The organism is Pseudomonas sp. B7(2017), assembly GCF_002112745.1.
Classification (GTDB): Bacteria; Pseudomonadota; Gammaproteobacteria; order Pseudomonadales; family Pseudomonadaceae; genus Aquipseudomonas; species Aquipseudomonas ekonensis.
In genome coordinates this window covers 117,593-143,074 of sequence record NZ_NEIP01000008.1, presented here as the reverse complement: position 1 = coordinate 143,074, position 25,482 = coordinate 117,593, and the positions used below count along the sequence as shown (strand labels likewise).

The 25,482-nt window shown below is 64.7% G+C and carries 23 protein-coding genes; 16 read left to right on the top strand and 7 right to left on the bottom strand.

Annotation, left to right across the window (positions count from 1 at the left end; genetic code table 11):
• Positions 1–2: 2 nt before the first annotated feature.
• From nuoE to CAG29_RS16745, 12 genes are all read left to right on the top strand, one after another.
• Positions 3–500: an NADH-quinone oxidoreductase subunit NuoE gene (gene nuoE / locus CAG29_RS16800; RefSeq protein ID WP_085579799.1), complete on the top strand. Its 498-nt coding sequence runs from the start codon at positions 3–5 to the stop codon at positions 498–500.
• Positions 497–1,852: an NADH-quinone oxidoreductase subunit NuoF gene (gene nuoF, locus CAG29_RS16795; protein ID WP_085579797.1), complete on the top strand. Its 1,356-nt coding sequence runs from the start codon at positions 497–499 to the stop codon at positions 1,850–1,852. Before nuoE ends, nuoF begins: the two co-directional genes overlap by 4 nt.
• A gap of 138 nt (positions 1,853–1,990) precedes the next feature.
• The gene (nuoG, locus tag CAG29_RS16790) at positions 1,991–4,705 is read left to right on the top strand and encodes an NADH-quinone oxidoreductase subunit NuoG (protein WP_085694835.1); all 2,715 of its coding nucleotides are present in this window, start codon (positions 1,991–1,993) and stop codon (positions 4,703–4,705) included.
• Positions 4,702–5,709, top strand: coding sequence for an NADH-quinone oxidoreductase subunit NuoH (gene nuoH, locus CAG29_RS16785; RefSeq protein WP_085694834.1), 1,008 nt, complete (start codon positions 4,702–4,704; stop codon positions 5,707–5,709). Before nuoG ends, nuoH begins: the two co-directional genes overlap by 4 nt.
• Positions 5,710–5,720: 11 nt before the next feature.
• Positions 5,721–6,269 carry an NADH-quinone oxidoreductase subunit NuoI gene (gene nuoI, locus CAG29_RS16780; protein ID WP_085579791.1) on the top strand — a complete coding sequence of 183 codons (549 nt, stop codon included), beginning with the start codon at positions 5,721–5,723 and terminating at the stop codon, positions 6,267–6,269.
• 9 nt (positions 6,270–6,278) lie between these two features.
• Positions 6,279–6,779, top strand: coding sequence for an NADH-quinone oxidoreductase subunit J (gene nuoJ / locus CAG29_RS16775; protein WP_085579789.1), 501 nt, complete (start codon positions 6,279–6,281; stop codon positions 6,777–6,779).
• A gap of 3 nt (positions 6,780–6,782) precedes the next feature.
• Positions 6,783–7,091: an NADH-quinone oxidoreductase subunit NuoK gene (gene nuoK / locus CAG29_RS16770; RefSeq protein ID WP_003180046.1), complete on the top strand. Its 309-nt coding sequence runs from the start codon at positions 6,783–6,785 to the stop codon at positions 7,089–7,091.
• Complete coding sequence (gene nuoL, locus CAG29_RS16765) at positions 7,088–8,941, top strand: NADH-quinone oxidoreductase subunit L (RefSeq protein ID WP_085579787.1); 1,854 nt, start codon at positions 7,088–7,090, stop codon at positions 8,939–8,941. Before nuoK ends, nuoL begins: the two co-directional genes overlap by 4 nt.
• Positions 8,942–8,980: 39 nt before the next feature.
• Entirely contained in the window at positions 8,981–10,513 is a 1,533-nt protein-coding gene (gene nuoM, locus CAG29_RS16760; protein ID WP_085579785.1) for an NADH-quinone oxidoreductase subunit M, read from the top strand.
• Between the two features lie 7 nt (positions 10,514–10,520).
• A complete protein-coding gene (gene nuoN, locus CAG29_RS16755) occupies positions 10,521–11,984 on the top strand; it encodes an NADH-quinone oxidoreductase subunit NuoN (protein WP_085579783.1) in 1,464 nt (487 codons plus the stop codon).
• A gap of 269 nt (positions 11,985–12,253) precedes the next feature.
• The gene (locus CAG29_RS16750) at positions 12,254–12,568 is read left to right on the top strand and encodes a DNA-binding transcriptional regulator (RefSeq protein WP_085694833.1); all 315 of its coding nucleotides are present in this window, start codon (positions 12,254–12,256) and stop codon (positions 12,566–12,568) included.
• A gap of 174 nt (positions 12,569–12,742) precedes the next feature.
• Positions 12,743–14,068, top strand: coding sequence for an OprD family porin (locus tag CAG29_RS16745; protein ID WP_085694832.1), 1,326 nt, complete (start codon positions 12,743–12,745; stop codon positions 14,066–14,068).
• A gap of 125 nt (positions 14,069–14,193) precedes the next feature.
• Here CAG29_RS16745 and CAG29_RS16740 read toward each other — a convergent pair whose 3' ends face one another.
• The 7 genes from CAG29_RS16740 to CAG29_RS16710 all read right to left on the bottom strand — a co-directional run bounded on the left by CAG29_RS16740 (position 14,194) and on the right by CAG29_RS16710 (position 21,912).
• Positions 14,194–14,679, bottom strand: coding sequence for an RES family NAD+ phosphorylase (locus CAG29_RS16740; protein ID WP_085579777.1), 486 nt, complete (start codon positions 14,677–14,679; stop codon positions 14,194–14,196).
• Positions 14,676–15,149, bottom strand: a complete 474-nt coding sequence (locus CAG29_RS16735; RefSeq protein ID WP_139831330.1) for an antitoxin Xre/MbcA/ParS toxin-binding domain-containing protein — start codon at positions 15,147–15,149, stop codon at positions 14,676–14,678. Before CAG29_RS16735 ends, CAG29_RS16740 begins: the two co-directional genes overlap by 4 nt.
• Before the next feature lie 213 nt (positions 15,150–15,362).
• Complete coding sequence (locus CAG29_RS16730) at positions 15,363–15,695, bottom strand: DUF2790 domain-containing protein (protein WP_085579773.1); 333 nt, start codon at positions 15,693–15,695, stop codon at positions 15,363–15,365.
• A gap of 80 nt (positions 15,696–15,775) precedes the next feature.
• Positions 15,776–15,976, bottom strand: a complete 201-nt coding sequence (locus CAG29_RS16725) for a co-regulatory protein PtrA N-terminal domain-containing protein (RefSeq protein WP_085579771.1) — start codon at positions 15,974–15,976, stop codon at positions 15,776–15,778.
• 223 nt (positions 15,977–16,199) lie between these two features.
• Complete coding sequence (locus CAG29_RS16720) at positions 16,200–19,349, bottom strand: CusA/CzcA family heavy metal efflux RND transporter (RefSeq protein ID WP_085694831.1); 3,150 nt, start codon at positions 19,347–19,349, stop codon at positions 16,200–16,202.
• A 24-nt stretch (positions 19,350–19,373) separates the two neighbouring features.
• Complete coding sequence (locus CAG29_RS16715; protein ID WP_085694830.1) at positions 19,374–20,573, bottom strand: efflux RND transporter periplasmic adaptor subunit; 1,200 nt, start codon at positions 20,571–20,573, stop codon at positions 19,374–19,376.
• A 58-nt stretch (positions 20,574–20,631) separates the two neighbouring features.
• The gene (locus CAG29_RS16710) at positions 20,632–21,912 is read right to left on the bottom strand and encodes a TolC family protein (protein ID WP_085579765.1); all 1,281 of its coding nucleotides are present in this window, start codon (positions 21,910–21,912) and stop codon (positions 20,632–20,634) included.
• A gap of 467 nt (positions 21,913–22,379) precedes the next feature.
• On the opposite strand from CAG29_RS16710, the gene CAG29_RS16705 reads away from it, so the two are divergent.
• From CAG29_RS16705 to CAG29_RS16690, 4 genes are all read left to right on the top strand, one after another.
• Positions 22,380–23,054, top strand: a complete 675-nt coding sequence (locus tag CAG29_RS16705) for a heavy metal response regulator transcription factor (protein WP_085580099.1) — start codon at positions 22,380–22,382, stop codon at positions 23,052–23,054.
• Positions 23,051–24,451 carry a heavy metal sensor histidine kinase gene (locus CAG29_RS16700; RefSeq protein WP_085579763.1) on the top strand — a complete coding sequence of 467 codons (1,401 nt, stop codon included), beginning with the start codon at positions 23,051–23,053 and terminating at the stop codon, positions 24,449–24,451. Before CAG29_RS16705 ends, CAG29_RS16700 begins: the two co-directional genes overlap by 4 nt.
• Before the next feature lie 177 nt (positions 24,452–24,628).
• Positions 24,629–25,060, top strand: a complete 432-nt coding sequence (locus tag CAG29_RS28795) for a type II toxin-antitoxin system Phd/YefM family antitoxin (RefSeq protein ID WP_256575478.1) — start codon at positions 24,629–24,631, stop codon at positions 25,058–25,060.
• Positions 25,057–25,434: a type II toxin-antitoxin system VapC family toxin gene (locus CAG29_RS16690; RefSeq protein ID WP_085630556.1), complete on the top strand. Its 378-nt coding sequence runs from the start codon at positions 25,057–25,059 to the stop codon at positions 25,432–25,434. The genes CAG29_RS28795 and CAG29_RS16690 overlap by 4 nt, the downstream gene beginning before the upstream one ends.
• Positions 25,435–25,482: the final 48 nt, after the last annotated feature.

Below are 25,482 nucleotides of genomic sequence, written 5' to 3'. Positions count from 1 at the left end.
GCATGAACAGCACGCTTATCCAGACTGACCGCTTCACCTTGAGTGAAGCCGAGCGCTCGGCCATCGAGCACGAGATGCACCACTACGAAGACCCGCGCGCGGCGTCGATCGAAGCCCTGAAGATCGTGCAGAAGGCACGCGGCTGGGTGCCGGACGGCGCCGTGTACGCCATCGGCGAAGTCCTCGGCATCCCCGCCAGCGACGTCGAAGGCGTGGCCACGTTCTACAGCCAGATCTTCCGCCAGCCGGTGGGCCGCCACATCATCCGCGTCTGCGACAGCATGGTCTGCTACATCGGCGGCCACGAGTCCGTCGTCAGCCAGATCCAGAGCGAACTGGGCATCGGCCTCGGCCAGACCACCGCCGACGGCCGCTTCACCCTGCTGCCGGTCTGCTGCCTGGGCAACTGCGACAAGGCGCCGGCGCTGATGATCGACGACGACACCTTTGGCGACGTACAGCCTGCCGGCGTCGCCAAACTGCTCGAGGGCTACGTATGACCCTGACTTCTTTCGGTCCTGCCAACCGCATCCAGCGTTCGGCCGAGACCCACCCGCTGACCTGGCGCCTGCGCGACGACGGCGAGCCCGTCTGGCTCGACGAGTACCAGGCCAAGAACGGCTATGCCGCCGCCCGCAAGGCCTTCGCCGACATGAGCCAGGACGACATCGTCCAGACCGTGAAGGACTCCGGCCTCAAGGGCCGCGGCGGCGCAGGCTTCCCCACCGGCGTGAAGTGGGGCCTGATGCCGAAGGACGAATCCATCGACATCCGCTACCTGCTGTGCAACGCGGACGAAATGGAGCCCAACACCTGGAAGGACCGCATGCTGATGGAGCAACTGCCCCATCTGCTGATCGAAGGCATGCTCATCAGCGCCCGCGCGCTGAAGACCTACCGTGGCTACATCTTCCTGCGCGGCGAGTACACCACCGCCGCCAAGCACCTGAACCGAGCCGTGGAAGAAGCCAAGGCCGCCGGCCTGCTGGGCAAGAACATCCTGGGCAGCGGCTTCGATTTCGAGCTGTTCGTCCACACCGGCGCCGGGCGTTACATCTGCGGTGAAGAGACCGCGCTGATCAACTCCCTGGAAGGCCGCCGCGCCAACCCGCGCTCCAAGCCGCCCTTCCCTGCCGCCGTCGGCGTGTGGGGCAAGCCGACCTGCGTGAACAACGTCGAGACCCTGTGCAACGTGCCGGCGATCATCGCCGACGGCGTGGACTGGTACAAATCGTTGGCCCGCGACGGCAGCGAAGACATGGGCACCAAGCTCATGGGCTTCTCCGGCAAGGTCAAGAACCCAGGCCTGTGGGAACTGCCGTTCGGCGTGACCGCCCGCGAGCTGTTCGAGGACTACGCCGGCGGCATGCGCGACGGCTACAAGCTCAAGGCCTGGCAGCCGGGCGGCGCCGGCACCGGCTTCCTGCTGCCGGAGCACCTCGATGCGCAGATGTACGCCGGCGGCATCGCCAAGGTGGGCACCCGTATGGGCACCGGCCTGGCCATGGCCGTGGACGACAGCATCAACATGGTGTCCCTGCTGCGCAACATGGAGCAGTTCTTCGCCCGCGAGTCCTGCGGTTTCTGCACCCCTTGCCGCGACGGCCTGCCATGGAGCGTGAAGCTGCTGATGGCCCTCGAGAAGGGTCAGGGCCAGCCAGGCGACATCGAGACCCTGCTGGGTCTGGTGGGTTTCCTCGGCCCGGGCAAGACCTTCTGTGCTCACGCACCGGGTGCCGTGGAGCCGCTGGGCAGCGCGATCAAATATTTCCGCCCGGAGTTCGAGGCCGGCATCGCGCCTGCAAGCGCCGCCGTCCCGCCTCTGGCGAAGCCGATCACCGTCGGCGCGTAAACGCTTAAAGAGAGGCGAAGGGTCCGTGCCCTTCGCCTTGCGTCCGATGACGCCTTTCGGGGCTGGTTGGATTCGGACGGACAACAAGATTCCATTAGCCACGCCCGCTGACACCGGGCCAACGAAGACCTTTGAACCATGGCCACTATCCACGTAGACGGCAAAGCGCTCGAAGTCGACGGGGCAGACAACCTGTTACAGGCATGTCTGTCGCTGGGCCTCGACATCCCTTATTTCTGCTGGCACCCCGCGCTCGGTAGCGTCGGGGCCTGCCGCCAGTGCGCGGTCAAGCAGTACACCGACGAGAACGACACCCGCGGTCGCATCGTCATGTCCTGCATGACCCCTGCCACCGACAACACCTGGATCTCCATCGACGATGAAGAATCCAAGGCGTTCCGCGCCAGCGTCGTCGAATGGCTGATGACCAACCACCCGCACGACTGCCCTGTGTGCGAGGAAGGCGGTCACTGCCACCTGCAAGACATGACTGTGATGACCGGCCACAACGAGCGCCGTTATCGCTTCACCAAACGCACCCACCAGAACCAGGACTTGGGCCCGTTCATCTCCCACGAGATGAACCGCTGCATCGCCTGCTACCGCTGCGTGCGCTTCTACAAGGACTACGCCGGCGGCACCGACCTTGGCGTATACGGCGCCCACGACAACGTGTACTTCGGCCGCGTCGAAGACGGCACCCTGGAAAGCGAGTTCTCCGGCAACCTCACCGAGGTCTGCCCGACCGGTGTGTTCACCGACAAGACCCACTCCGAGCGCTACAACCGCAAATGGGACATGCAGTTCGCCCCGAGCATCTGCCATGGCTGCTCCAGCGGCTGCAACATCTCCCCGGGCGAGCGCTACGGCGAACTGCGTCGCATCGAGAACCGCTACAACGGTTCGGTGAACCAGTACTTCCTGTGCGACCGCGGCCGTTTCGGCTACGGCTACGTCAACCGCGCCGACCGCCCGCGCCAGCCGCTGCTGGCCGACGGCACCAAGCTCAGCCTGGACGACGCGCTGGACAAGGCCGCCGACCTGCTGCGCGGCCGCAACATCGTCGGCATCGGCTCGCCGCGCGCCAGCCTGGAAAGCAACTACGCGCTGCGTGAGCTGGTCGGCGCCGAGCACTTCTACAGCGGCATCGAAGCCTCCGAGCTGGAGCGCATCCGCCTGGTGCTGCAAGTGCTCAAGGACAGCCCGCTGCCGGTTCCGACGATGCGCGACATCGAAGACCACGACGCCGTGTTCGTCCTCGGCGAAGACCTGACCCAGACCGCCGCCCGCATGGCCCTGGCCCTGCGCCAGTCGGTCAAGGGCAAGGCCGAAGACATGGCCGAAGCCATGCGCGTCCAGCCTTGGCTCGACGCCGCAGTGAAGAACATCGGTCAGCACGCGCTGAACCCGCTGTTCATCGCCAGCCTGGCCGAGACCAAGCTTGATGACGTCGCCGAAGAGTGCGTGCACGCCGCTCCCGACGACCTGGCCCGCATCGGCTTCGCCGTCGCCCACGCCCTGGACGCCAGCGCCCCGGCCGTCGAAGGCCTGGACGCCGAAGCGCTGCAACTGGCCAAGCGCATCGCCGACGCGCTGCTCGCAGCCAAGCGTCCGCTGATCATCGCCGGCACTTCGCTGGGCTCCAAGGCCCTGATCGAAGCGGCCGCGAACATCGCCAAGGCCCTGAAGCTGCGCGAGAAGAACGGTTCCATCAGCCTGGTCGTGCCTGAGGCCAACAGCCTCGGCCTGGCCATGCTCGGCGGCGAATCGGTCGATGCCGCGCTGCAAGCCGTGATCGACGGCCGTGCGGACGCCATCGTCGTGCTGGAAAACGACCTGTACACCCGCACCGCCCAGGCCAAGGTCGATGCCGCGCTGAACGCCGCGAAAGTGGTGATCGTCGCCGACCATCAGAAGACCGCCACCAGCGACCGCGCCCACCTGGTGCTGCCGGCGGCGAGCTTCGCCGAAGGCGACGGCACCCTGGTCAGCCAGGAAGGCCGCGCCCAGCGCTTCTTCCAGGTCTTCGACCCGCAATACATGGACGCAGGCATCCTGGTGCACGAAGGCTGGCGCTGGCTGCACGCCCTGCGCGCCACCCTGCTGAACCGGTCGATCGACTGGACCCAGCTCGACCAGGTCACCGCTGCCGTCGCTTCCAGCACCGCGCAACTGGCCGGCATCGTCGACGCCGCACCGTCCGCCGCGTTCCGCATCAAGGGCCTGAAGCTGGCCCGTGAACCGCTGCGCTACTCCGGCCGCACCGCGATGCGCGCCAACATCAGCGTTCACGAACCGCGCACCCCGCAAGACAAGGACACCGCGTTCGCCTTCTCCATGGAAGGCTACTCGGGCTCCGCCGAACCGCGCTCGCAAGTGCCGTTCGCCTGGTCGCCGGGCTGGAACTCGCCGCAGGCCTGGAACAAGTTCCAGGACGAGGTCGGCGGCCATCTGCGCGCCGGCGATCCGGGCACCCGCCTGATCGAAAGCACCGGCGATGCGCTGAACTGGTTCGCCAGCGTTCCGCGCGCGTTCAACCCGGCCCAGGGCACCTGGCAAGCCGTGCCGTTCCATCACCTGTTCGGCAGCGAAGAGAACTCTTCCAAGGCCGCCCCGGTGCAGGAGCGCATTCCGGCCGCCTACGTCGCGCTGGCCAAGTCCGAGGCCGACCGCCTGGGCGTCAACGACGGCGCGATGCTGAGCCTGAACGTCGCCGGCGTCAGCCTGCGCCTGCCGCTGCGCATCAATGAAGAGCTGGGCGCAGGCCTGGTGGCGCTGCCTGCGGGCATCGCCGGCATTCCTCCGGCGTTCGCCGGCGTTTCCGTCGACGGTCTGCAGGAGGCAGCGCAATGACCTGGTTCACCCCTGAAGTGATCGATGTGATCCTGACGGTCATCAAAGCGATCGTCGTCCTGCTGGCCGTGGTGGTCTGCGGGGCGCTGCTCAGCTTCGTCGAGCGTCGCCTGCTGGGCTGGTGGCAGGACCGTTACGGTCCGAACCGTGTCGGCCCGTTCGGCATGTTCCAGATCGCCGCCGACATGCTGAAGATGTTCTTCAAGGAAGACTGGACGCCGCCGTTCGCCGACAAGGTGATCTTCACCCTGGCGCCGGTGGTGGCCATGAGCGCCCTGCTGATCGCCTTCGCGATCATCCCGATCACCCCGACCTGGGGCGTGGCGGACCTGAACATCGGCCTGCTGTTCTTCTTCGCCATGGCCGGTCTGTCGGTGTACGCAGTGCTGTTCGCCGGCTGGTCGAGCAACAACAAGTTCGCCCTCCTGGGCAGCTTGCGCGCCTCGGCCCAGACCGTGTCCTACGAAGTGTTCATGGGCCTGGCCCTGATGGGCATCGTGGTGCAGGTCGGCTCGTTCAACATGCGCGACATCGTCGAGTACCAGGCGCAGAACCTGTGGTTCATCATTCCGCAGTTCTTCGGCTTCTGCACCTTCTTCATCGCTGGCGTGGCCGTGACTCACCGTCACCCGTTCGACCAGCCGGAAGCGGAACAGGAACTGGCCGACGGCTACCACATCGAATACGCCGGCATGAAATGGGGCATGTTCTTCGTCGGTGAGTACATCGGCATCATCCTGATCTCGGCGCTGCTGGTCACGCTGTTCTTCGGCGGCTGGCACGGCCCGTTCGGCATCCTGCCGCAACTGTCCTTCGTCTGGTTCGCACTCAAGACCGCGTTCTTCATCATGCTGTTCATTCTGCTGCGCGCCTCGATCCCGCGCCCGCGCTATGACCAGGTGATGGACTTCAGCTGGAAATTCTGCCTGCCACTGACCCTGATCAATTTGCTGGTGACCGCTGCGATCGTGTTGTGGAACACGCCTGCAGTCGCGGTTCAGTGAGGACTTGACCCATGTTCAAATATATTGGCGACATCATTAAGGGTACCGGTACCCAGTTGCGCAGCCTGGTCATGATCTTCGGTCATGGCTTCCGCAAGCGCGACACCCTGCAATACCCGGAAGAGCCGGTCTACCTGCCGCCGCGCTACCGTGGCCGCATCGTGCTGACCCGCGACCCCGACGGCCAGGAGCGCTGCGTGGCATGCAACCTGTGCGCCGTGGCCTGCCCGGTCGGTTGCATCTCGCTGCAGAAAGCCGAAACGGAAGACGGTCGCTGGTACCCGGACTTCTTCCGCATCAACTTCTCGCGCTGCATCTTCTGCGGCCTCTGCGAGGAAGCCTGCCCGACCACCGCGATCCAGCTGACCCCAGATTTCGAGATGGCCGAGTTCAAACGTCAGGACCTGGTGTACGAGAAAGAAGACCTTCTGATCTCCGGCCCCGGCAAAAACCCTGATTACAACTTCTATCGTGTTGCAGGTATGGCCGTTGCGGGCAAGCCGAAAGGCGCCGCACAGAACGAAGCCGAGCCGATCAACGTGAAGAGCTTGCTGCCTTAAGGAAGAACGATGGAATTCGCTTTCTATTTCGCATCGGGTATCGCGGTTGTCTCCACGCTTCGCGTGGTCACCAACACCAACCCTGTGCACGCCCTGCTCTACCTGATCATTTCGCTGATCGCCGTGGCCATGACGTTCTTCGCCCTCGGCGCGCCGTTCGCCGGTGTGCTGGAAGTGATCGCCTACGCCGGCGCCATCATGGTGCTGTTCGTGTTCGTGGTGATGATGCTGAACCTGGGCCCGGCCTCGGTTCAGCAGGAACGCGCCTGGCTGCGGCCCGGCATCTGGGCGGGGCCGGTGATCCTCGCCGCGCTGCTGCTGGCCGAACTGCTGTATGTCCTGTTCGCTCACCAGAGCGGCCAGGCCATCGGCCAAACCACCGTGGACGCGAAAGCCGTGGGCATCAGCCTGTTCGGCCCGTACCTGCTGGTGGTCGAACTCGCCTCGATGCTGCTGCTCGCCGCAGCCGTCACGGCGTTCCACGTGGGCCGCAACGAGGCGAAGGAGTAACGTATGCCTGCTATCCCTCTCGAACACGGTCTGGCGGTCGCCGGCATCCTGTTCTGCCTCGGCCTCGTCGGCCTGATGGTCCGCCGCAACATTCTGTTCGTATTGATGAGCCTGGAAGTGATGATGAACGCCTCTGCCCTGGCGTTCATCGTGGCGGGCGCCCGTTGGGCGCAGCCGGATGGACAGATCATGTTCATCCTGGTGATCAGCCTTGCCGCCGCCGAGGCCAGCATCGGCCTGGCGATCCTGCTGCAGCTGTATCGCCGCTTCCACACGCTCGATATCGACGCTGCCAGTGAGATGCGCGGATGAACCTACTCTTTCTGACTTTCGTATTTCCCCTGATCGGGTTCCTGCTGCTGTCGTTCTCCCGCGGGCGCCTTTCGGAAAACCTGTCGGCGCTGATCGGCGTCGGCTCCATCGGCCTGTCCGCCATCGTCGCGGCCTACGTGATCTGGCAGTTCAACGTCGCACCGCCGGAAGGCGGTGTGTACACCCAGGTGCTGTGGCGCTGGATGTCGGTGGAAAGCTTCCAGCCGAACTTCACCCTGTACCTGGACGGCCTGTCCGTGACCATGCTGGGCGTGGTGGTCGGCGTGGGTTTCCTGATCCACCTGTTCGCCTCCTGGTACATGCGCGGTGAAGCGGGCTACTCGCGCTTCTTCTCCTACACCAACCTGTTCATCGCCAGCATGCTGTTCCTGGTGCTGGGCGACAACCTGCTGTTCATCTACTTCGGTTGGGAAGGCGTGGGCCTGTGCTCGTACCTGTTGATCGGTTTCTACTACAGCAACCGCAACAACGGCAACGCAGCCCTGAAAGCGTTCATCGTCACCCGCATCGGCGACGTGTTCATGGCCATCGGCCTGTTCATCCTGTTCCAGCAACTGGGCACGCTGAACGTCCAGGAACTGCTGGTGAAGGCGCCTGAGCACTTCAAGGCCGGCGACTTCTGGATCGTCCTGGCGACCCTGATGCTGCTGGGCGGCGCGGTCGGCAAGTCGGCCCAGCTGCCGCTGCAGACCTGGCTCGCGGACGCGATGGCCGGCCCGACCCCGGTCTCGGCACTGATCCACGCCGCGACCATGGTGACCGCAGGCGTCTACCTGATCGCCCGTACCCACGGCCTGTTCGCCCTGGCGCCGGACATCCTGCACCTGGTCGGCATCGTCGGCGGCGTTACCCTGGTGCTGGCCGGTTTCGCGGCCCTGGTGCAGACCGACATCAAACGCATCCTCGCCTACTCGACCATGAGCCAGATCGGCTACATGTTCCTGGCCCTGGGCGTGGGCGCGTGGGAAGGCGCGATCTTCCACCTGATGACCCACGCCTTCTTCAAGGCCCTGCTGTTCCTCGCCTCCGGTGCGGTGATCGTCGCCTGCCACCACGAGCAGAACATCTTCAAGATGGGCGGCCTGTGGAAGAAACTGCCGCTGGCCTACGCCAGCTTCATCGTCGGCGGCGCGGCCCTGGCCGCCCTGCCGCTGGTGACCGCAGGCTTCTACTCCAAGGACGAGATCCTCTGGGAAGCGTTCGCCAGCGGCCACGAGGGCCTGCTGTATGCCGGCCTGGTCGGTGCGTTCATGACCTCGCTGTACACCTTCCGCCTGATCTTCATCGCGTTCCACGGTGAAGCCAAGACCGAAGCCCATGCCGGCCACGGCATCTCCCACTGGCTGCCGCTGTCGGTGCTGATCGTGCTGTCGACCTTCGTCGGCGCCATGATCGTTCCGCCGCTGCACGGTGTGCTGCCGGAAAGCGTCGGCCACGCCGGCGGCGAAGCCAAGCACAGCCTGGAGATCGCCTCGGGCGCCATCGCCCTGGCCGGTATCCTGCTGGCGGCCCTGCTGTTCCTGGGCAAGCGCCGCTTCGTGACCGCCGTCGCCAACAGCGGCATCGGCCGTCTGCTGTCGGCCTGGTGGTTCGCCGCCTGGGGCTTCGACTGGATCTACGACAAACTGTTCGTCAAGCCGTACCTTGCGATCAGCCATGCACTGCGCAAAGACCCGCTCGACCAGACCATCGGTCTGATCCCGCGCATGGCCAAGGGCGGCCACACCGCCCTGAGCCGTACCGAGACCGGTCAACTGCGTTGGTACGCCGCCTCGATGGCAGCCGGTGCCGTGTTGGTCATCGGTGCTGTCGTGCTGGTAGCGGTCTGATATGAACCTTGCGAATTTGCGAAAGGAAACGAGCCCGTCATGATTCTGCCTTGGCTAATCCTGATCCCCTTCATCGGCGGCCTGCTGTGCTGGCTGGGTGAGCGCTTCGGCGCCACCCTCCCCCGCTGGATTGCGCTGATCACCATGTCCCTGCTGCTCGCCCTCGGCCTCTGGCTGTGGGCCCACGGCGACTATTCGTTTGCACCCAAACCCGGTGCCGACCCGACCTGGGCGCTTGAGTTCAAGCATGTCTGGATCCAGCGCTTCGGCATCAACGTGCACCTGGCCCTCGACGGCCTGTCGCTGCTGATGATCCTGCTGACCGGTCTGCTGGGCGTCCTCTCGGTGCTCTGCTCGTGGAAAGAGATCCAGCGTCACGTCGGTTTCTTCCACCTGAACCTGATGTGGATCCTGGGCGGTGTCGTCGGCGTGTTCCTGGCCCTCGACCTGTTCATGTTCTTCTTCTTCTGGGAAATGATGCTGGTGCCGATGTACTTCCTCATCGCGCTCTGGGGTCACAGCTCCTCGGACGGCAAGAAGACCCGGATCTACGCCGCGACCAAGTTCTTCATCTTCACTCAGGCTTCCGGCCTGATCATGCTGGTGGCGATCCTCGGTCTGGTGCTGGTGAACTACAACAGCACCGGCGTGATCAGCTTCAACTACGCGGACCTGCTGAAGACCAAGATGTCGGCCACCACCGAGTACGTGCTGATGCTCGGCTTCTTCATCGCCTTCGCGGTGAAGCTGCCGGTCGTGCCGTTCCACTCGTGGCTGCCTGACGCCCACGCCCAGGCGCCGACCGCCGGTTCCGTCGACCTCGCCGGCATCCTGCTGAAGACCGCTGCCTACGGCCTGCTGCGCTTCGCCCTGCCGCTGTTCCCGAACGCTTCGGCCGAGTTCGCGCCGATCGCCATGACCCTCGGTCTGATCGGGATCTTCTACGGTGCGTTCCTGGCGTTCGCGCAAACCGACATCAAGCGTCTGATCGCCTTCTCGTCCGTTTCCCACATGGGCTTTGTCCTGATCGGCATCTACTCGGGCAGCCAACTGGCCCTGCAGGGCGCCGTGATCCAGATGCTGGCCCACGGCCTGTCGGCGGCGGCGCTGTTTATCCTCAGCGGTCAGCTGTACGAGCGCCTGCACACCCGTGACATGCGCGAGATGGGCGGCCTGTGGTCGCGCATCGCGTACCTGCCGGCGATCAGCCTGTTCTTCGCGGCGGCCTCGCTGGGCCTGCCGGGCACCGGCAACTTCGTCGGCGAGTTCCTGATCCTGATCGGCACCTTCGCCAGCGCACCGTGGATCACCGCGATCGCCACGTCCGGCCTGGTGTTCGGTTCGGTCTACTCGCTGATCATGATCCACCGCGCCTACTTCGGCCCGTCCAAGTCGGACTCGATCCTGCACGGCATGGACGGTCGCGAACTGATCATGGTGCTGGGCCTTGCGGTGCTGCTGATCTACCTCGGCGTGTACCCGCAGCCGTTCCTCGACACCTCTGCCGCCACCATGCATGGCGTGCAGCAGTGGCTCGGCTCCGCCTTCACTCAACTCGCTTCGGCCCGGTAAGAGCGCTATGGAATTCACGATCCAACACTTTATTGCGCTAGCGCCACTGTTGATCACCAGCCTCACCATCATCGTGGTGATGCTGGCCATCGCCTGGCGCCGCAACCACTCGCAGACCTTCCTGATTTCGGTGGCGGGCCTGAACCTGGCGTTGCTGTCGATCCTGCCGGCACTGAAAGTCGCGCCCCTGGCCGTGACCCCGCTGCTGCAGATCGACACGTTCGCCTGCCTGTACATGGCGCTGATCCTGGTCGCCACCCTCGCCTGCGTCACCCTCGCCCACGCCTACCTGGGCGACGGCGGTTCGGGTTACCCGGGCAACCGTGAAGAACTGTACCTGCTGATCCTGATGGCCGCCGCCGGCGGCCTGGTCCTGGTCAGCGCGCAGCACCTGGCCGGCCTGTTCATCGGCCTGGAACTGCTGTCGGTGCCGGTCTACGGTCTGGTGGCCTACGCCTTCTTCAACAAGCGTTCGCTGGAAGCCGGCATCAAGTACATGGTGCTGTCGGCGGCCGGTTCCGCGTTCCTGCTGTTCGGCATGGCCCTGCTCTACGCCGACGCCGGCTCCCTGAGCTTCAACGGCATCGGCCAGGCGCTGGCCGCCACCGGCCTGCCGAGCTCGATGGCCCAGCTGGGCCTGGGCATGATGCTGATCGGCCTGGCGTTCAAGCTGTCGCTGGTGCCGTTCCACCTGTGGACCCCGGACGTGTACGAAGGTGCTCCGGCGCCGGTGGCCGCGTTCCTGGCCACCGCGTCGAAAGTGGCCGTGTTCGCCGTGATGGTGCGTCTGTTCCAGATCTCCCCTGCCGCCAGCAGCGGCGTGCTGAGCAACGTGCTGACCGTCATCGCCATCGCCTCGATCCTGTTCGGCAACCTGCTGGCCCTGACCCAGAGCAACCTCAAGCGTCTGCTCGGTTACTCGTCCATCGCGCACTTCGGCTACCTGCTGATCGCACTGGTGGCGAGCAAGGGCCTGGCGGTGGAAGCCATCGGCGTGTACCTGGTCACCTACGTGATCACCAGCCTCGGCGCGTTCGGCGTGATCACCCTGATGTCCTCGCCGTACAACGGCCGTGACGCCGATGCCCTGTACGAATACCGCGGCCTGTTCTGGCGCCGTCCGTACCTGACCGCCGTGCTGACCGTGATGATGCTGTCCCTGGCCGGCATCCCGCTGACCGCCGGCTTCATCGGCAAGTTCTACATCATCGCCACCGGTGTCGAGTCGCACCAATGGTGGCTGGTCGGTTCGCTGGTGCTGGGCAGCGCCATCGGCGTGTTCTACTACCTGCGCGTGATGGTCACCCTGTACCTGATCGAGCCGAACCTGCGCCGCCACGACGCCCAGCTGCACTGGGAGCAGAAGGCAGGCGGCGTGATGCTGCTGGCCATCGCCGTCCTGGCGTTCTTCCTCGGCCTGTACCCTCAGCCGCTGCTGAACCTGGTTCAGCAATCGGGTCTGGCGGGCTGATCCCCCGGCGACCTTCGGCGGTAAACAGAAACGGCACCTTCGGGTGCCGTTTTTGCGTTTAGGGGATCGGTTGCGAGCGCCCTACCCCTTCCACCTTCAACCATTCCCGAAGTCTCTCGCGTGAGTGGTCGATTCTTCCTACAGGCGTTTTTACGATCCGTGACTACCGTTGAAAAGGGGGCGAAAAGGATGGCCTAGAGGCCTTGACCCATTCGGTTTTCGGGACAAAACTATACGCAGGTAACGTACAGAAGATGAATGCTCCCACTATGAAACGTGACATTTTTTCCGAGCTGATGGATGGCGTCGAAGCCCTGGCCGACGAGCGCCAAGGCAAGATCACACTGCGAACCCACAAGGTTCAGTTGCCCAAACTGATGCCTGTCACCGCCGATGAATTGATCGCTATCCGCCAACAGCTCAATCTCTCGCGCTCGGTGTTCGCGATGTACCTGCGCACCAACACCCGAACGCTCGAAAACTGGGAACAGGGACGGGCAACCCCCAATGCCCAGGCCACCACCCTGATCCGCTTGGTCGAGCGTTTTCCGCAGACGATCAAACAACTTGCAGCCCTGACCTGACCGTTCAGGACCGTCCCCTCACCCACATGACGAAAATGTAATTCCCCCATCACCTTGGCGTTATCCGCAGCTTGCAACGATGTCACCCGGCGACCCCAACGGCGGCCCTTTCCGCCGAACAACAAGACCCACGCCGAAGCACGTTCCCGTTCTGCCGAACTCCAGGAGTGATTGATGGTTAACAATTCAAGAATGTCGATGGCCGCATTGGCCGTGGTTGTCGGCTCCGGACCGACCGCCGCGCTTGCGCAGGAAAAGGCCGAGGGTTTCATCGAGGGCAGCAGCCTGACGGTGCTCAACCGCAACTACTACTTCAACCGCGATCACCGCGACGGCCAATCCAGCCCCACCGGCAACGGCTACTCCGAAGCCTGGGCCCACGCCGTCATCAGCAAGTTCGAATCCGGTTTCACCCAGGGCACCGTCGGGGTCGGGGTGGATGCGTTCGCGATGATCGGCCTGAAGCTCGACACCGGCGACGGCCGCAACGGCGGCCGCAGCTCGTTCGATGTGTTGCCGGTGGATCGTGACGGTCAAGCCCGGGACGAATACACCAAGGTCGGCGCCGCCGCCAAGGTGCGGGCCTTCGATACGGTGGTGAAGATCGGCGACGTGTTCCCGGCCAACCCGGTGGTGGCGGCGGGTGATTCGCGATTGCTGCCGGAAAGCTTTCGCGGCGTGACGGCGACCAACACCAGCATCGAAGGCCTGTCGATCCAGGGCGGCCGGTTGCATGCGATGAGCCAACCGGTGTCCAGCGACTTGCGCGACAACTTCGCGACCTTCTATGCCGGCCCCGTCAATTCGCCCTGGATCGCTTACGGCGGCGGCGATTATGCGCTGAACAAGAACCTGAGCTTTAGCCTGTACTCCAGTCGCCTGAAAGATGCCTGGAACCAGTACTACGCCGGCACCGCCTGGACGTATCCGCTGTCGGACGACCTGTCGCTGTTCGGCGGCCTGAACCATTACAAGGCGGTCGATGAGGGCAAACAGTTGCTCGGCAAGTTCGACAACGACATCTGGAGCGGCCGGGTCGGCGTGAAGCTCGGCGCGCACTCCGTGGCCCTGTCCCACCAGCGCAACAACGGCGACGACGACTTCGACTACCTGCGTCAGTCAGACTCGATCTTCCTCGACAACTCCATCCAGTACAGCGACTTCAACTCGCCCAAGGAACGTTCGTGGATGGTGCGCTATGACCTCGACATGAGCGCCTACGGCGTGCCCGGCCTGTCGTTCATGACCCGCTACGCCCGCGGCACGGACGCCGACTACTCCAACGCCAATGCCGTGTACATGCGCCGTGACGCCGAGGGCAATCCGCTGACCGACCAGAAGCGCTGGGAACGGGACATCGAAGTGAAATACGTGGTGCAGAGCGGTTCGCTCAAGGACATGTCGCTGCGCCTGCGTCAAGCCACGACCCGAGCCACGGCGTTCGAGTCGGATCTGGATGAGGTGCGGGTGATCGTCGAGTACCCGCTGGCGATTCTCTGACCGAGCGGATCAACCCCATTCACCTTTAGAAGCTCCTTGCTCCTTTGGTAAGAGGTGAATCTTTGGCGTCCTTCGGGGCGCCTTTTTTTTGCCCGGCAATGACGTCGCCCGACGGGACAGGCCTGCTAGACCAACCGCGTGTCCAGGCCGAACCGCTCCTGCGAGACCAAGGTGAATTGATCCGCCGCCAGGTCGCAGCTCACCAGCAGGTTCCACGAATGCCGTGTCACGGCCGACGGGATCAGCACAAAGGGATGTTGCGCCAGCAGCCTCTCGGCGAACTGTTGCTGATTGGGGGAAGGTTGGGCCGGGATGAGCCAGTTGGGGTTGGGGACGTCTTCGGGCTGGACGACCTTGATCGTCGAGGGATCCCGCACTTCGAAACAGGTGAGCACGTGCGGGACGGTGTCCAGCGCATCGAAGCCCAGGTGGGCCGCCACCTCCAGGATGGCGGTGGCCGGGTCGGCCGATGCGTAGATCACCCGGCGACCGGGCGGGTTCCAGCGACCGCCGGAGCGTTGCGCACCGATGCCGCTATCCCAGGTCGTCTTGTAGACCTCACGGTCGAGGCGCCAGGCGTACCACTTGCCGTCCCAGGGCAAGGGATTCACTGATAGACCCCGTGCTCGATCCGGGTCAGGTAGTCCTCCACCACCTGGAAGCCCAGCGGATTGTCGATCAGTTCCAGCGGCACATTGCCGTCCAGGTACTTGCAGGGCTTCTTCAGCCAGTCCTCGGCCAGCAACTGATTGCCGAACACCTCGGTGGCATGCTCCAGCACTTGCGCGTACTGGAAAGCGACGGCGCTCTGCTGCGGGTTCAGGCGAACCGAACCGGTCTCCTTCGCCAGGCGCTGGACGGTGCGGATGGACTTCCCCGTGATGCGCTGGACAAGGTCGTGCTCCATGTACAGCGCCGACAGGGCCAGCATGTCCTTGACCGCGCTCAGGCTGAAACCCTCTTTGGTGTACTGGAGGATCGACAGGCGCGTGTCGCCCTTGCGGCCATGAAGCAGCACCTCGGTCGGCCTTCTGATGGTCTTGCGCACCCTCGGGACCGAGGCGGTTGTTACCGTGGACATATCGACGCCCTCCATACGACATTTGACGCAATCATAACGCCAAATGTCGCCACTCAGGCAAGTGAATGCTGCTTCCAAGATTGACCCGTCCTTTTGGTATCCAATGAAATCCATCCGCCCTGAGGGTAAGTGACGAGTCTTCTGAAGCCAACCTTAAAAAGCTGTCAGAGAATTCAGGGCTTTTCATGAAAACCGGGTCTTTGCTGTAGGCGCTCACCCTCCCCGTTTGCGGCAATCGCCCGCCACGGTGTAGGTGACCGTGTTGAGCCGTCCTTGCGAATCCTCATAGGTCATCGCCGTCGGCACCACCGCGCAGGCTGTCTGCGGGCGCACGACACTCACCACCTTGACCACATCCAGCTTCATCCCGTACTCATACGCCTGCACCACCGGCGCCGCCTTGCCTTGGCTGGCGGCGTACTGCTCCATGGCCTTGGCATTGGCGCCGAGGGCCTTTTCGAACGTACGGTCACCGCCGCCCTCGGCCAACGCATTCAGGGACATCGCCAGGGCACCGGCGAACACAATCGATCGGATGGCTTTCATATCCGTTTCCTTTCCGTAGCTGACTCATGAAAAAGCCCGGCATCGACGCGCGATGACGGGCTTGCGCAAGCGCGGCACGCTTACAGGTCTTGGGTGGCGTCGTCTTTCTTCTCGTTGACGACCACCGGCTCGCGGGCCTTCTCCTTGGCGACGAACAGCTCCACCGAACGGTCGTTGGCCGTCATCATCCGCTCGAACGTCCGGTCGCCGCCGCCTTCGGCCATGGCCAGGGAAGACACCGCCAACGCCGCCAGAAAGGCACCGATCTGTACAGGTTTCATGCTTGATTCCTCATTGGGTAACTGACGGATCCAAGGTAACAACCCGTACCTTTCGTGACGGTGGCGCGCACATTACATATCCGTCATGTGCCTGCCGCCGCAGGCACCACGCACCAAAACCACCTGTGGGAGCGAGCCTGCTCGCGATGGCGGCGTGTCAGTCGACTACGATGCCGGCTGACAAAACGCTATCGCGAGCAGGCTCGCTCCTACAGGGAGACCGCTATCGGCCTGGGGCCACGTCCTCGTCCCGGCGGTGGGCCAGGCGGTAGAGCAGCGGCAGGATCAGCAGCGTGAGCACGGTCGAGGACAGGATCCCGCCGATCACCACCGTGGCCAGCGGGCGCTGCACCTCCGCGCCGGTGCCGGTGGCCAGGGCCATGGGAATGAAGCCCAGGGACGCCACCAGCGCCGTCATCAGCACCGGCCGCAACCGCGTCAGCGCGCCTTCGTCGATCGCCTCGGCCAGTGAACGTCCCTGCTCCCGCAGGTTGCGGATGAACGCGATCATCACCAGCCCGTTGAGCACCGCCACCCCGGACAACGCGATGAAACCCACGCCCGCCGAGATCGACAGCGGAATGTCCCGCAGCCACAGGGCCATGACGCCGCCGGTCAACGCAAACGGAATGCCGGTGAACACCAGCAGGCCGTCCTTGAGGTTGTTGAACATCATGAACAGCAGCCCGAACACCAGCAGCAGCGCCACCGGCACGACGATCTGCAGACGCTTGGCCGCCGACTGCAACTGCTCGAACTGACCGCCCCAGCTCGTCCAGTAACCGGCCGGAACCTGCACGTCGCGCCCGATCGCCTCGGCGGCCTCACTGACGAACGAGCCGATGTCGCGCCCGCGCACGTTGGCGCTGACGATCACCAGGCGCTTGCCGTTCTCGCGGCTCACCTGATTGGGCCCCAGCACCAGGTCGAGGCTGGCGACCTCCTTGAGCGCGATGAACCCGACCCGGTCGGCGGCGCCGTTGAGCGCCGGCACCGGGATCAGCAGCGCCGACAGGCCGTCGATGTCCTTGCGCATGGCGTCGGACAGGCGCACGACCATGTCGAACCGCCGGTCGCCCTCATACAGCGTGCCGGCCTGCCGCCCGCCGACCGCCACCGCGATGGTGTCCTGCACATCGCCCACGTTGAGCCCGTAGCGGGCGGCCTTGTCGCGGTCGATGTTGATGGTCAGCACCGGCAGCCCGGTGGTCTGCTCGACCTTGACCTCGGATGCGCCGCCGACCTTTTGCATCGACGCCGCAATCTTCGCCGCCGTGGCGTTGAGCACGTCCATGTCGTCGCCGAACACCTTGACCGCCACGTCGCTGCGCACGCCGGAGATCAGCTCGTTGAAGCGCAGCTGGATCGGCTGCGACAGCTCATAGTTGCTGCCCGGCAAGGTCGCCGCCGCCTGTTGCAGCTCGGCCATCAGGGTCTCGCGGGACTTGCCCGGATCCGGCCACCGGTCCTTGGGCTTGAGCATCACGTAACTGTCGGAGATGTTGGGCGGCATCGGGTCGGAGGCGATTTCGGCGGTGCCGGTGCGGGCGAACACCCGCTCGACTTCTGGCACCTTGCCCAGGATCAGGGTTTCCAGGCGCTGCTGCATGTCCACCGACTGGGTCAGGCTGGTGCCCGGCACGCGCAAGGCCTGCAGGGCGAAATCGCCTTCGCTGAGGCTGGGCACGAATTCGCTGCCCATGCGGGCGGCCACCGCGCCGCTGAGCACCACCGTGCCCAACGCCAGGCCCAGCGCCGCCTTGCGGTGGCCCATCACCCAGGCCAGCGCCGGTGCGTACGCCCGGCGCGCGCCCCGCATGACCGCGCCCTCTTCTTCCTTGACCTTGCCGGTGACGAACAGCGCAATGGCCGCCGGCACGAACGTCACCGACAGCAGCATCGCGCCGAGCAACGCGATGACCACGGTGAACGCCATCGGGTGGAACATTTTCCCTTCGACGCCGCTCAGGGCGAAGATTGGCAGGTACACGACCATGATGATCAGTTGGCCGAAGATCAGCGGACGCCGCGCCTCCTTCGCCGCCGCGAACACCTCATGGAAGCGTTCGGAGCGGGTCAAAAGCCGCCCGTGATGCTGCTGCGCATGGGCCAGCCGGCGCAGGGTGTTTTCCACGATCACCACGGCGCCGTCGACGATGATGCCGAAGTCCAGCGCCCCCAGGCTCATGAGGTTGGCGCTGACCTTGTTGGTGAACATGCCGGTGAAGGTGAACAGCATCGACAGCGGAATCACCATGGCGGTGATCAGCGCAGCGCGGATGTTGCCCAGGAACAGGAACAGGATCGCGATCACCAGCACCGCGCCTTCCACCAGGTTCTTCTTCACCGTGGCGATGGCCTTGTCCACCAGGTGCGTGCGGTCGTACACCGGCACCGCGACCACCCCCTTGGGCAGCGAGCGGTTGATCTGCTCAAGCTTGCCGGCCACCGCCTGGGAGACCGTGCGGCTGTTCTCGCCGATCAGCATGAACACGGTGCCGAGCACCACTTCGCGGCCGTTCTCGGTGGCGGCGCCGCTGCGCAGTTCCCGGCCGATGTCGACGGTGGCCACGTTCCTCACCCGGATCGGCGTGCCGTCGACGTTGGCCATCACGATGTTGGCGATGTCTTCGGTGCCCGCCACCTGCCCCGGCGCGCGGATCAGCAACTGTTCGCCGCTGCGCTCGATGTAGCCGGCGCCGACGTTGGCGTTGTTGCGTTCCAGCGCCGTCACCAGATCGGTCAGCGTCAACTTGTAGGCCGCCAGCCGTTTCGGGTCAGGGGCGATCTGGTACTCCTTGGCGAACCCGCCGATGGTGTTGATCTCGGCCACACCGGGGACGTTGCGCAGCTGCGGCTTGATGATCCAGTCCTGGATCACCCGCAGGTCGGTCGGCGTGTACGCCGTGCCGTCGTCCTTGAGCGCACCTTCGCGGGCCTCCACCGTCCACAGGAAGATCTCGCCCAGGCCCGTGGAGATCGGCCCCATCACCGCCTCCACGCCTTCGGGCAACTGCTCCTTGGCCGCTTGCAGGCGTTCGTTGACCAGTTGCCGGGCGAAGAACAGGTCGGTGCCGTCCTTGAAGATCACCGTGACCTGGGACAGGCCCGAGCGCGACAGCGAACGGGTCTGCTCCAGCGCCGGCAAGCCGGCCATCGCCGTCTCGATGGGGAACGTGATGCGCTGCTCGGTCTCCAGCGGCGAGAACCCGGCGGCGCCGGTGTTGATCTGCACCTGGACGTTGGTGATGTCCGGCACCGCGTCGATCGGCAGCTTCTGATAGCTGGCGATGCCGAGGCCGGCCATGAGCAATACGGCGAGCAGCACGATGAAGCGCTGCTCGATGGCGAACTGAATCAGGCGTTCAAACATGAGGACCTTCTTGTCGAAGACGGATCAGTGAGCGTGCTCGGCCGAGGCCTTGCCCAATTCCGATTTGAGAATGAAGCTGCCGGCGGCGGCGACCTGGGTGCCGGCCTCCAGCCCTTCGGTGATTTCCACCAGTCCGGCGGCGCGGCTGCCCGGCACCACCGCTTGCGCCTTGAAGCCGTCGCCGGTGCGCACGAACACCGTGGGCCGGTCCTCCACGGTCTGGATCGCGGCCTCCGGCACGGCCACCTTGACCTGCCGGCTGTCGGTGGCCACCAACGCCGTCACGAACAGCCCCGGACGCCAGGCGCCCTGCGGGTTGGCCAGGGTCACGCGGACCGTCGCGGTGCGCGTCTGCTCACCGAGCAGATTGCCGACGTAAGCCACGGTGCCGGCCACTTCGGCATTGAGTTCCGGCGCGCTGACGGTCACTGGCTTGCCCACCTGCACCCGGTTCAGATCCTTGGGCGAAACGCCGAAGGTCACCCACACCCGCGACAGGTCCGACAGGGTGAAGGCGTTGGTGGTCTCGTCGACCACCTCGCCCGGCGTCAGGTGCTTCTCCACCACCACGCCGTCGAACGGCGCGCGCAGCTCATAGCGGTTGCCTCCGCCGGCGGCCACGCTGCCGCTGAGCACGCTGATCTTCTGCCGGGCGTTGGCCAGGGCGATCTCAGCCTCTTCCAGCGCCTGGCGGGCCTGAAGGAAATCCTGCTCGGCGGAAATCCTGTCCTGCCACAGCTGCTTCTCCCGTTCATAGGTCGTGCGCGCCAAGGCCAGGCGACGTTGCGCCGCCGCCTGCTCGCTGCGCTGATCGGAGATCTGCTGGCTGGCGATCACCGCCAGCAACTGGCCCTTCTTCACCGGCTGGCCGAGCACCACCGACACCGATTCCACGACGCCGGGCACCCGAGGCACGACGTGCGCGGTGCGGTCTTCGTCGAAGCGCACTTCGCCGGGGAACGGTAAACCGAAGCTCAGCCCCGCCGCCCTGGCCTGGGCCAGTTGAATGCCCGAGGCGGCGATCTGTTCGGCGCTCAGGGTCAGTTGCCCTTCTTCGCCTTCATCGTGCCCGCCTTCGGCCGCTGCGCTTTCGGCCGCATGCTCCGCGTGCTCGGCCGCCTCGTCGGCATGGGCGCCATCGGAAAGGTTGCCCACCCACAACGCGCCGATTCCGATGCCCAGGCTCAAGGTCGCCACCGCGACCGCCATCAGTTTTTTATCCATGGAAACTCCTCTGCGCCGCGCCGCCGATGCCGCGCTGCGGTGATCGAAACAATGAAATTCAGCGACCGGCGGCGAACGCGTCGAGATCGCCGAAAATGCGCTCGACGCGCACCCGGGCGTCGGTCGCCTCGGCGACGGCCTGGACGTATTGGGTGCGGGCGCCGATCAAGGTGCGCTGGGCGTCGAGCACGTCGAGAAAGGCGAACTTGCCCATTTCGAAGCCGCGGGTGGCGCTGTCCACGGCCCGTTGCGCGGCCGGCAGGATGTTCTGGTCGAACGCCTGCGCTTCGCCGTTGGCGGTCCGCCATTGCTCCAGCGCGGTCTGGATTTCGGTGCGCAGGCGCAGCTCTGTGGCGTTGCGCAGATCCCGGGCCTGATCGGCGCGGCGCGCGGCGGCCAACACGTTGCCCTGGTTGCGGTTGAACAGCGGAATGGGCATCGACAGCCCGACGACGTTGACCCGCTCGCGTTCCGTTTCGCTGTACTGGCTGCCGACGCTGACGGTCAGGTCCGGAATCCGCTGGGCTTTCTCCAGCCCCAACGAGGCTTCGCGCTGGTCGATCTGCAACGCCGCCAGGCGCAGTTCGGCGGTCTCGTTCAGGCGCCCGAGCAACCGGGACGACGGCGGCACCGCCGGCAGACTCGCGGCAGCCGGCGGCACCTCGGCCGCGTCCGGCAACGGCGCGCCCATGACCTGCGCCAGTTGCTGCCAGGCGTTGGCCCGGTCGCGCTCGGCCCGGCTCAGCTCAAGGCGCACCTCCGACAATTGCACCTCGGCCCGCGTGCCTTCGACCGGCGACGACTTGCCCGCCCCGATCCGTCCCTGCGCCACCCGCAAGCCATGCTCGGCCAACGCCAGCGACTGACGGGACAGTTGCAGACGTTGCTGGGCCGTCTGCACGGCGGTGTAGGCCTGGATCACGTCGGCGCGCAGGCCGAGGCGCTTGCGCTCAAGCTCAATGCCCGCCGCGTCCTGGGCCCGGCTTGCCACGTCGATCCGGGCCCCGCGCTTGCCGCCCAGCTCGATGGGCTGGCTGAGGGTCACCGTGGTGGTGCGCGACTCGCGGCGGGTGTCTTCGGCCTCCCAGGAAACCTCCGGGTTGGGGATCAGCCCCGCCTGCTGCCGTTCGCCCGCGGCGATGCCGATTTCCCAGCCGGCCGCCGCCAACTCGGGGTTGCCGGCGAAGGCCGTCTGCAGGGCCTGGTCGAGGGTCAGCGCCGGGCCCGGCGAAACGACCGCCATGGCGCAGCCGCCCCACAGCAGGAGGCCGGCGGCATACAACACCCGCCGCGTGTTTTTCAGGCGCGGGCGCGCCGTCCGTTCATTTAAACCGGGCAATTGAATGTTTCCTTTTCGATTCGGGAATCTTCGATGCCGCCACGGTAGGGTTTTGAACTTATCGACAAGGTGACTGGAACATTACAAATACGTTATCCAGCGTTGGCCCGGTAACTTTTGCTCTAGCATGGAAGTGTGCACGGCCAATTAGAAATACAACGAAACACTTACTCTTCGAGTATCTGCCGAACAGCACTTGCCGCACTCCTGGATTCATGAAGTGCATGAAAAATCGCCCTTAGCGCTGCGACAGACCGTCGCAGAAGGCCGATTTAGGCGCATCCAATCAACGACTTCGTTTGACCCTGAAGTGACTACAGACTTTATCCTGCACGCCTTCCTTCGGCCAAATGCCCGCAGGAAACACATTGGACCGCCGCAACTAAACAACTGAACCGGCCGATAAGAACAACAACTTCCACAGCCTGATCCATTAATTGACCCTTCAATGAAAGTGGTGATTGACCATGCGAATCCTTATTGTCGAGGACGAGCTTAAAACTGCCGAATACTTGCACCAGGGGCTGACGGAAAGCGGTTATGTCGTCGACCGTGCGGCCAACGGCGCCGACGGGCTGCACCTGGCGCAACAGCAGGCCTATGACCTGATGATCCTCGACGTCAACCTGCCGGAACTGGACGGCTGGAGCGTGCTTGAGCAACTGCGCCGCACCCGCTCCACCCGGGTGATGATGCTCACCGCCCGCGGCCGCCTGGCCGACAAGATCCGCGGCCTGGACCTGGGCGCCGACGACTATCTGGTCAAGCCGTTCGAGTTTCCCGAACTGCTGGCGCGAGTGCGCACGCTTATGCGCCGCAGCGAGAACATTCCGGTGCCGCAGGTGCTCAAGGTGGCCGACCTGGAGCTCGACCCGGGCCGTCACCGGGCCTTTCGCGACGGGCAGCGCATCGACCTCACCACCAAGGAATTCGCCCTGCTGCACCTGCTGATGCGCCAGTCCGGCGAGGTGCTGACCCGCACCCAGATCATCTCGCTGGTCTGGGACATGAACTTCGACTGCGACACCAATGTGGTGGAGGTCTCGATCCGTCGCCTGCGGGCCAAGATCGACGACCCGTTCGCCAGCAAGCTGATCCACACCCTGCGCGGCGTCGGCTATGTGCTGGAGGCGCGGGAATGAAGCCGGTCAGCCTGTCGATGCGCCTGGGGATCACGGTCAGCGCGCTGGGCGCGCTGCTGGTGGTGTTCTTGGCGGTGTTGGCCTACTTCGCCCTGACCCATGAACTGAACGCACTGTCCCGGGACAGCCTGGCCAGCAAGATGGAACAGGTCGAGCACAGCCTGTCGCTGTACACCGACCCCGGCGAAATCCGCTCCAAACCCCACATCCTGCTGGATCAGGTCATGGGCCATGACAACCTCACCCTGACCCTCTACGACCTCGACAACCCGCGCACGCCGCTGCTCAAGTCCGGCGCCGGCATGGCCGATCCGCGCCTGGAGCTCAAGGCCGCGCGGACGGCGACCGACGAACTGGCCTACACCGCCAGCACCGACTCCGCCGGGGCCAAGTTCCTCACGGCGACCAAGCTCGTGCGCCTCAAGGACGGCACCCGCGTGCCGCTGCTGCTGTCGGTGGACAACGCCCACGACCAGGCCTTGCTCAGCGCTTACCTGCGCTCGACGCTGATGGCGCTGCCGCTGCTGCTGATCTTCATCGGGCTCAGCGCCTGGGGCGCCGTGCAGCGGGGGCTGGCGCCGATGCGCGAGTTCCGCAAGGTGGCGGCGATGGTCTCGACCCAGGACCTGGACCATCGCCTGTCGGTGGTGAACATGCCTCAGGAACTGAGCGAGCTGGCCCAGGGCATCAACGTCATGCTCCATCGCTTGGACGCGGGGGTGCAGCAGCTGTCGCAGTTTTCCGACGACCTGGCCCATGAACTGCGCACGCCGATCAACAACCTGATGGGCAAGGCCCAGGTGACGCTGTCCCGGGAACGCAGCGTGGAGGAGTACCAGGACGTGCTGGTGTCCTGCATCGAGGAACTGGAACGGGTGGCGCGGATCGTGTCCGACATGCTGTTCCTGGCGCAGGTCAGCCATCCTTCGGCGCTGGCGCCGTTCGAACCGGTCGAGCTGGCGGACGAAGCGCGCAAAGTGGCCGAGATGTTCGCCCTGACGGCCCAGGACAAGCGGATCCAGCTGAGCGTGATCGGCAGCGCCCGCGTGCTGGGCGACCGCCTGATGATCCAGCGGGCGATCTCCAACCTGCTCTCCAACGCCCTGCGCCACTGCCCGGACGGCAAGACGGTCACCCTGCTGATCGAACGGGGCGCCGCCCAGTCCTCGCTGCTGGTGAGCAACCCCGGCGCCGGCATCGAGGCGCAGCACCTGCCGCACCTGTTCGACCGCTTCTACCGGGTCGACAGCAGCCGCTCGCGCACCCAGGGCAGCACCGGCCTGGGCCTGGCCATCGTGCGCTCGATCATGAGCCTGCACCGGGGCGTGGCCGAGGTGAAGAGCCTGCCGGGCGCGATGACGGTGTTCAGGTTGGGGTTTCCCAATTCGGATACGTGAGTCGCTCCGGCTCGATGGGGTGCACCGCAGCTCTTGTAGGATTCGTTACCGCTGCGCCCCATCCCCCCACAAACGCCGAAAGCTCGCGCCGTAACGTCCGTTTCGTCCTACAGCCAGCCTCAGTGAAACTCTTTAGGGTAGTGCCTGACGGATGGACTATCGGAGCGAGGCCGGATGATGAAACGGGACACCTTTTGCGAATGGATTGAAGGCCTTGATACGTTGGCCGTTCGACAACAGGTTTGGGGCGCGGCAACGGCATACGGAGCGGGATCAGTCCGCCGGGCACTTGTCTGCGCTGAACAATCGCACCCTTTTGCGGCCCCACAACATTCTGGCTATATTTGTCCAGAACTCAGGGGAAACATGATGATCATCGTTCCGTTGGCCGAAGCCAAAAACAACCTGTCCAAACTCGTCGATGAAGCCGCAGCCGGAAAAATCATCACGATTGCCAAACATGGTCGTGCACTCGCACGCCTCGTTCCCGCCGGAAAACCCGATGCCCGGCGCATCGGAGCCATGAAGGGAAAACTGACGCTACCCGATGACTTCGACGCCCCATTGTCAGACGAGATGCTGGATGCCTTCGAAGGCACTCAAGCATGAGGTTGTTGCTCGATACCCATATCCTGCTCTGGACACTCGATGACAACCCGAGACTGTCGATCAAGGCCAGAAAGCTCATCGACAACGCTGCCGACATCTATGTCAGTGCAGCATCGTTTTGGGAGATGGCGATCAAAGTGGGGCTCGGCAAGCTGAGTGTCGATCTGGAGGAAATCCGCCAATACTGCCTCGAAAGCGGTTTCATCGAACTGCCCGTATCCACCGAACACGCCATCGCCGTGAAGGATCTTCAGCCTCATCACCGCGACCCCTTCGACCGTCTGATCATCGCCGCCGCACTGACAGAGCCCATGAAATTGCTGACCGCCGACCCTGTGGTGGCTCAATACACCGATCTGGCTGTTCTGGTTTAATCCGATGCAGAAACAAGAACGGCACCTTCCGGTGCCGTTCATTCGTTA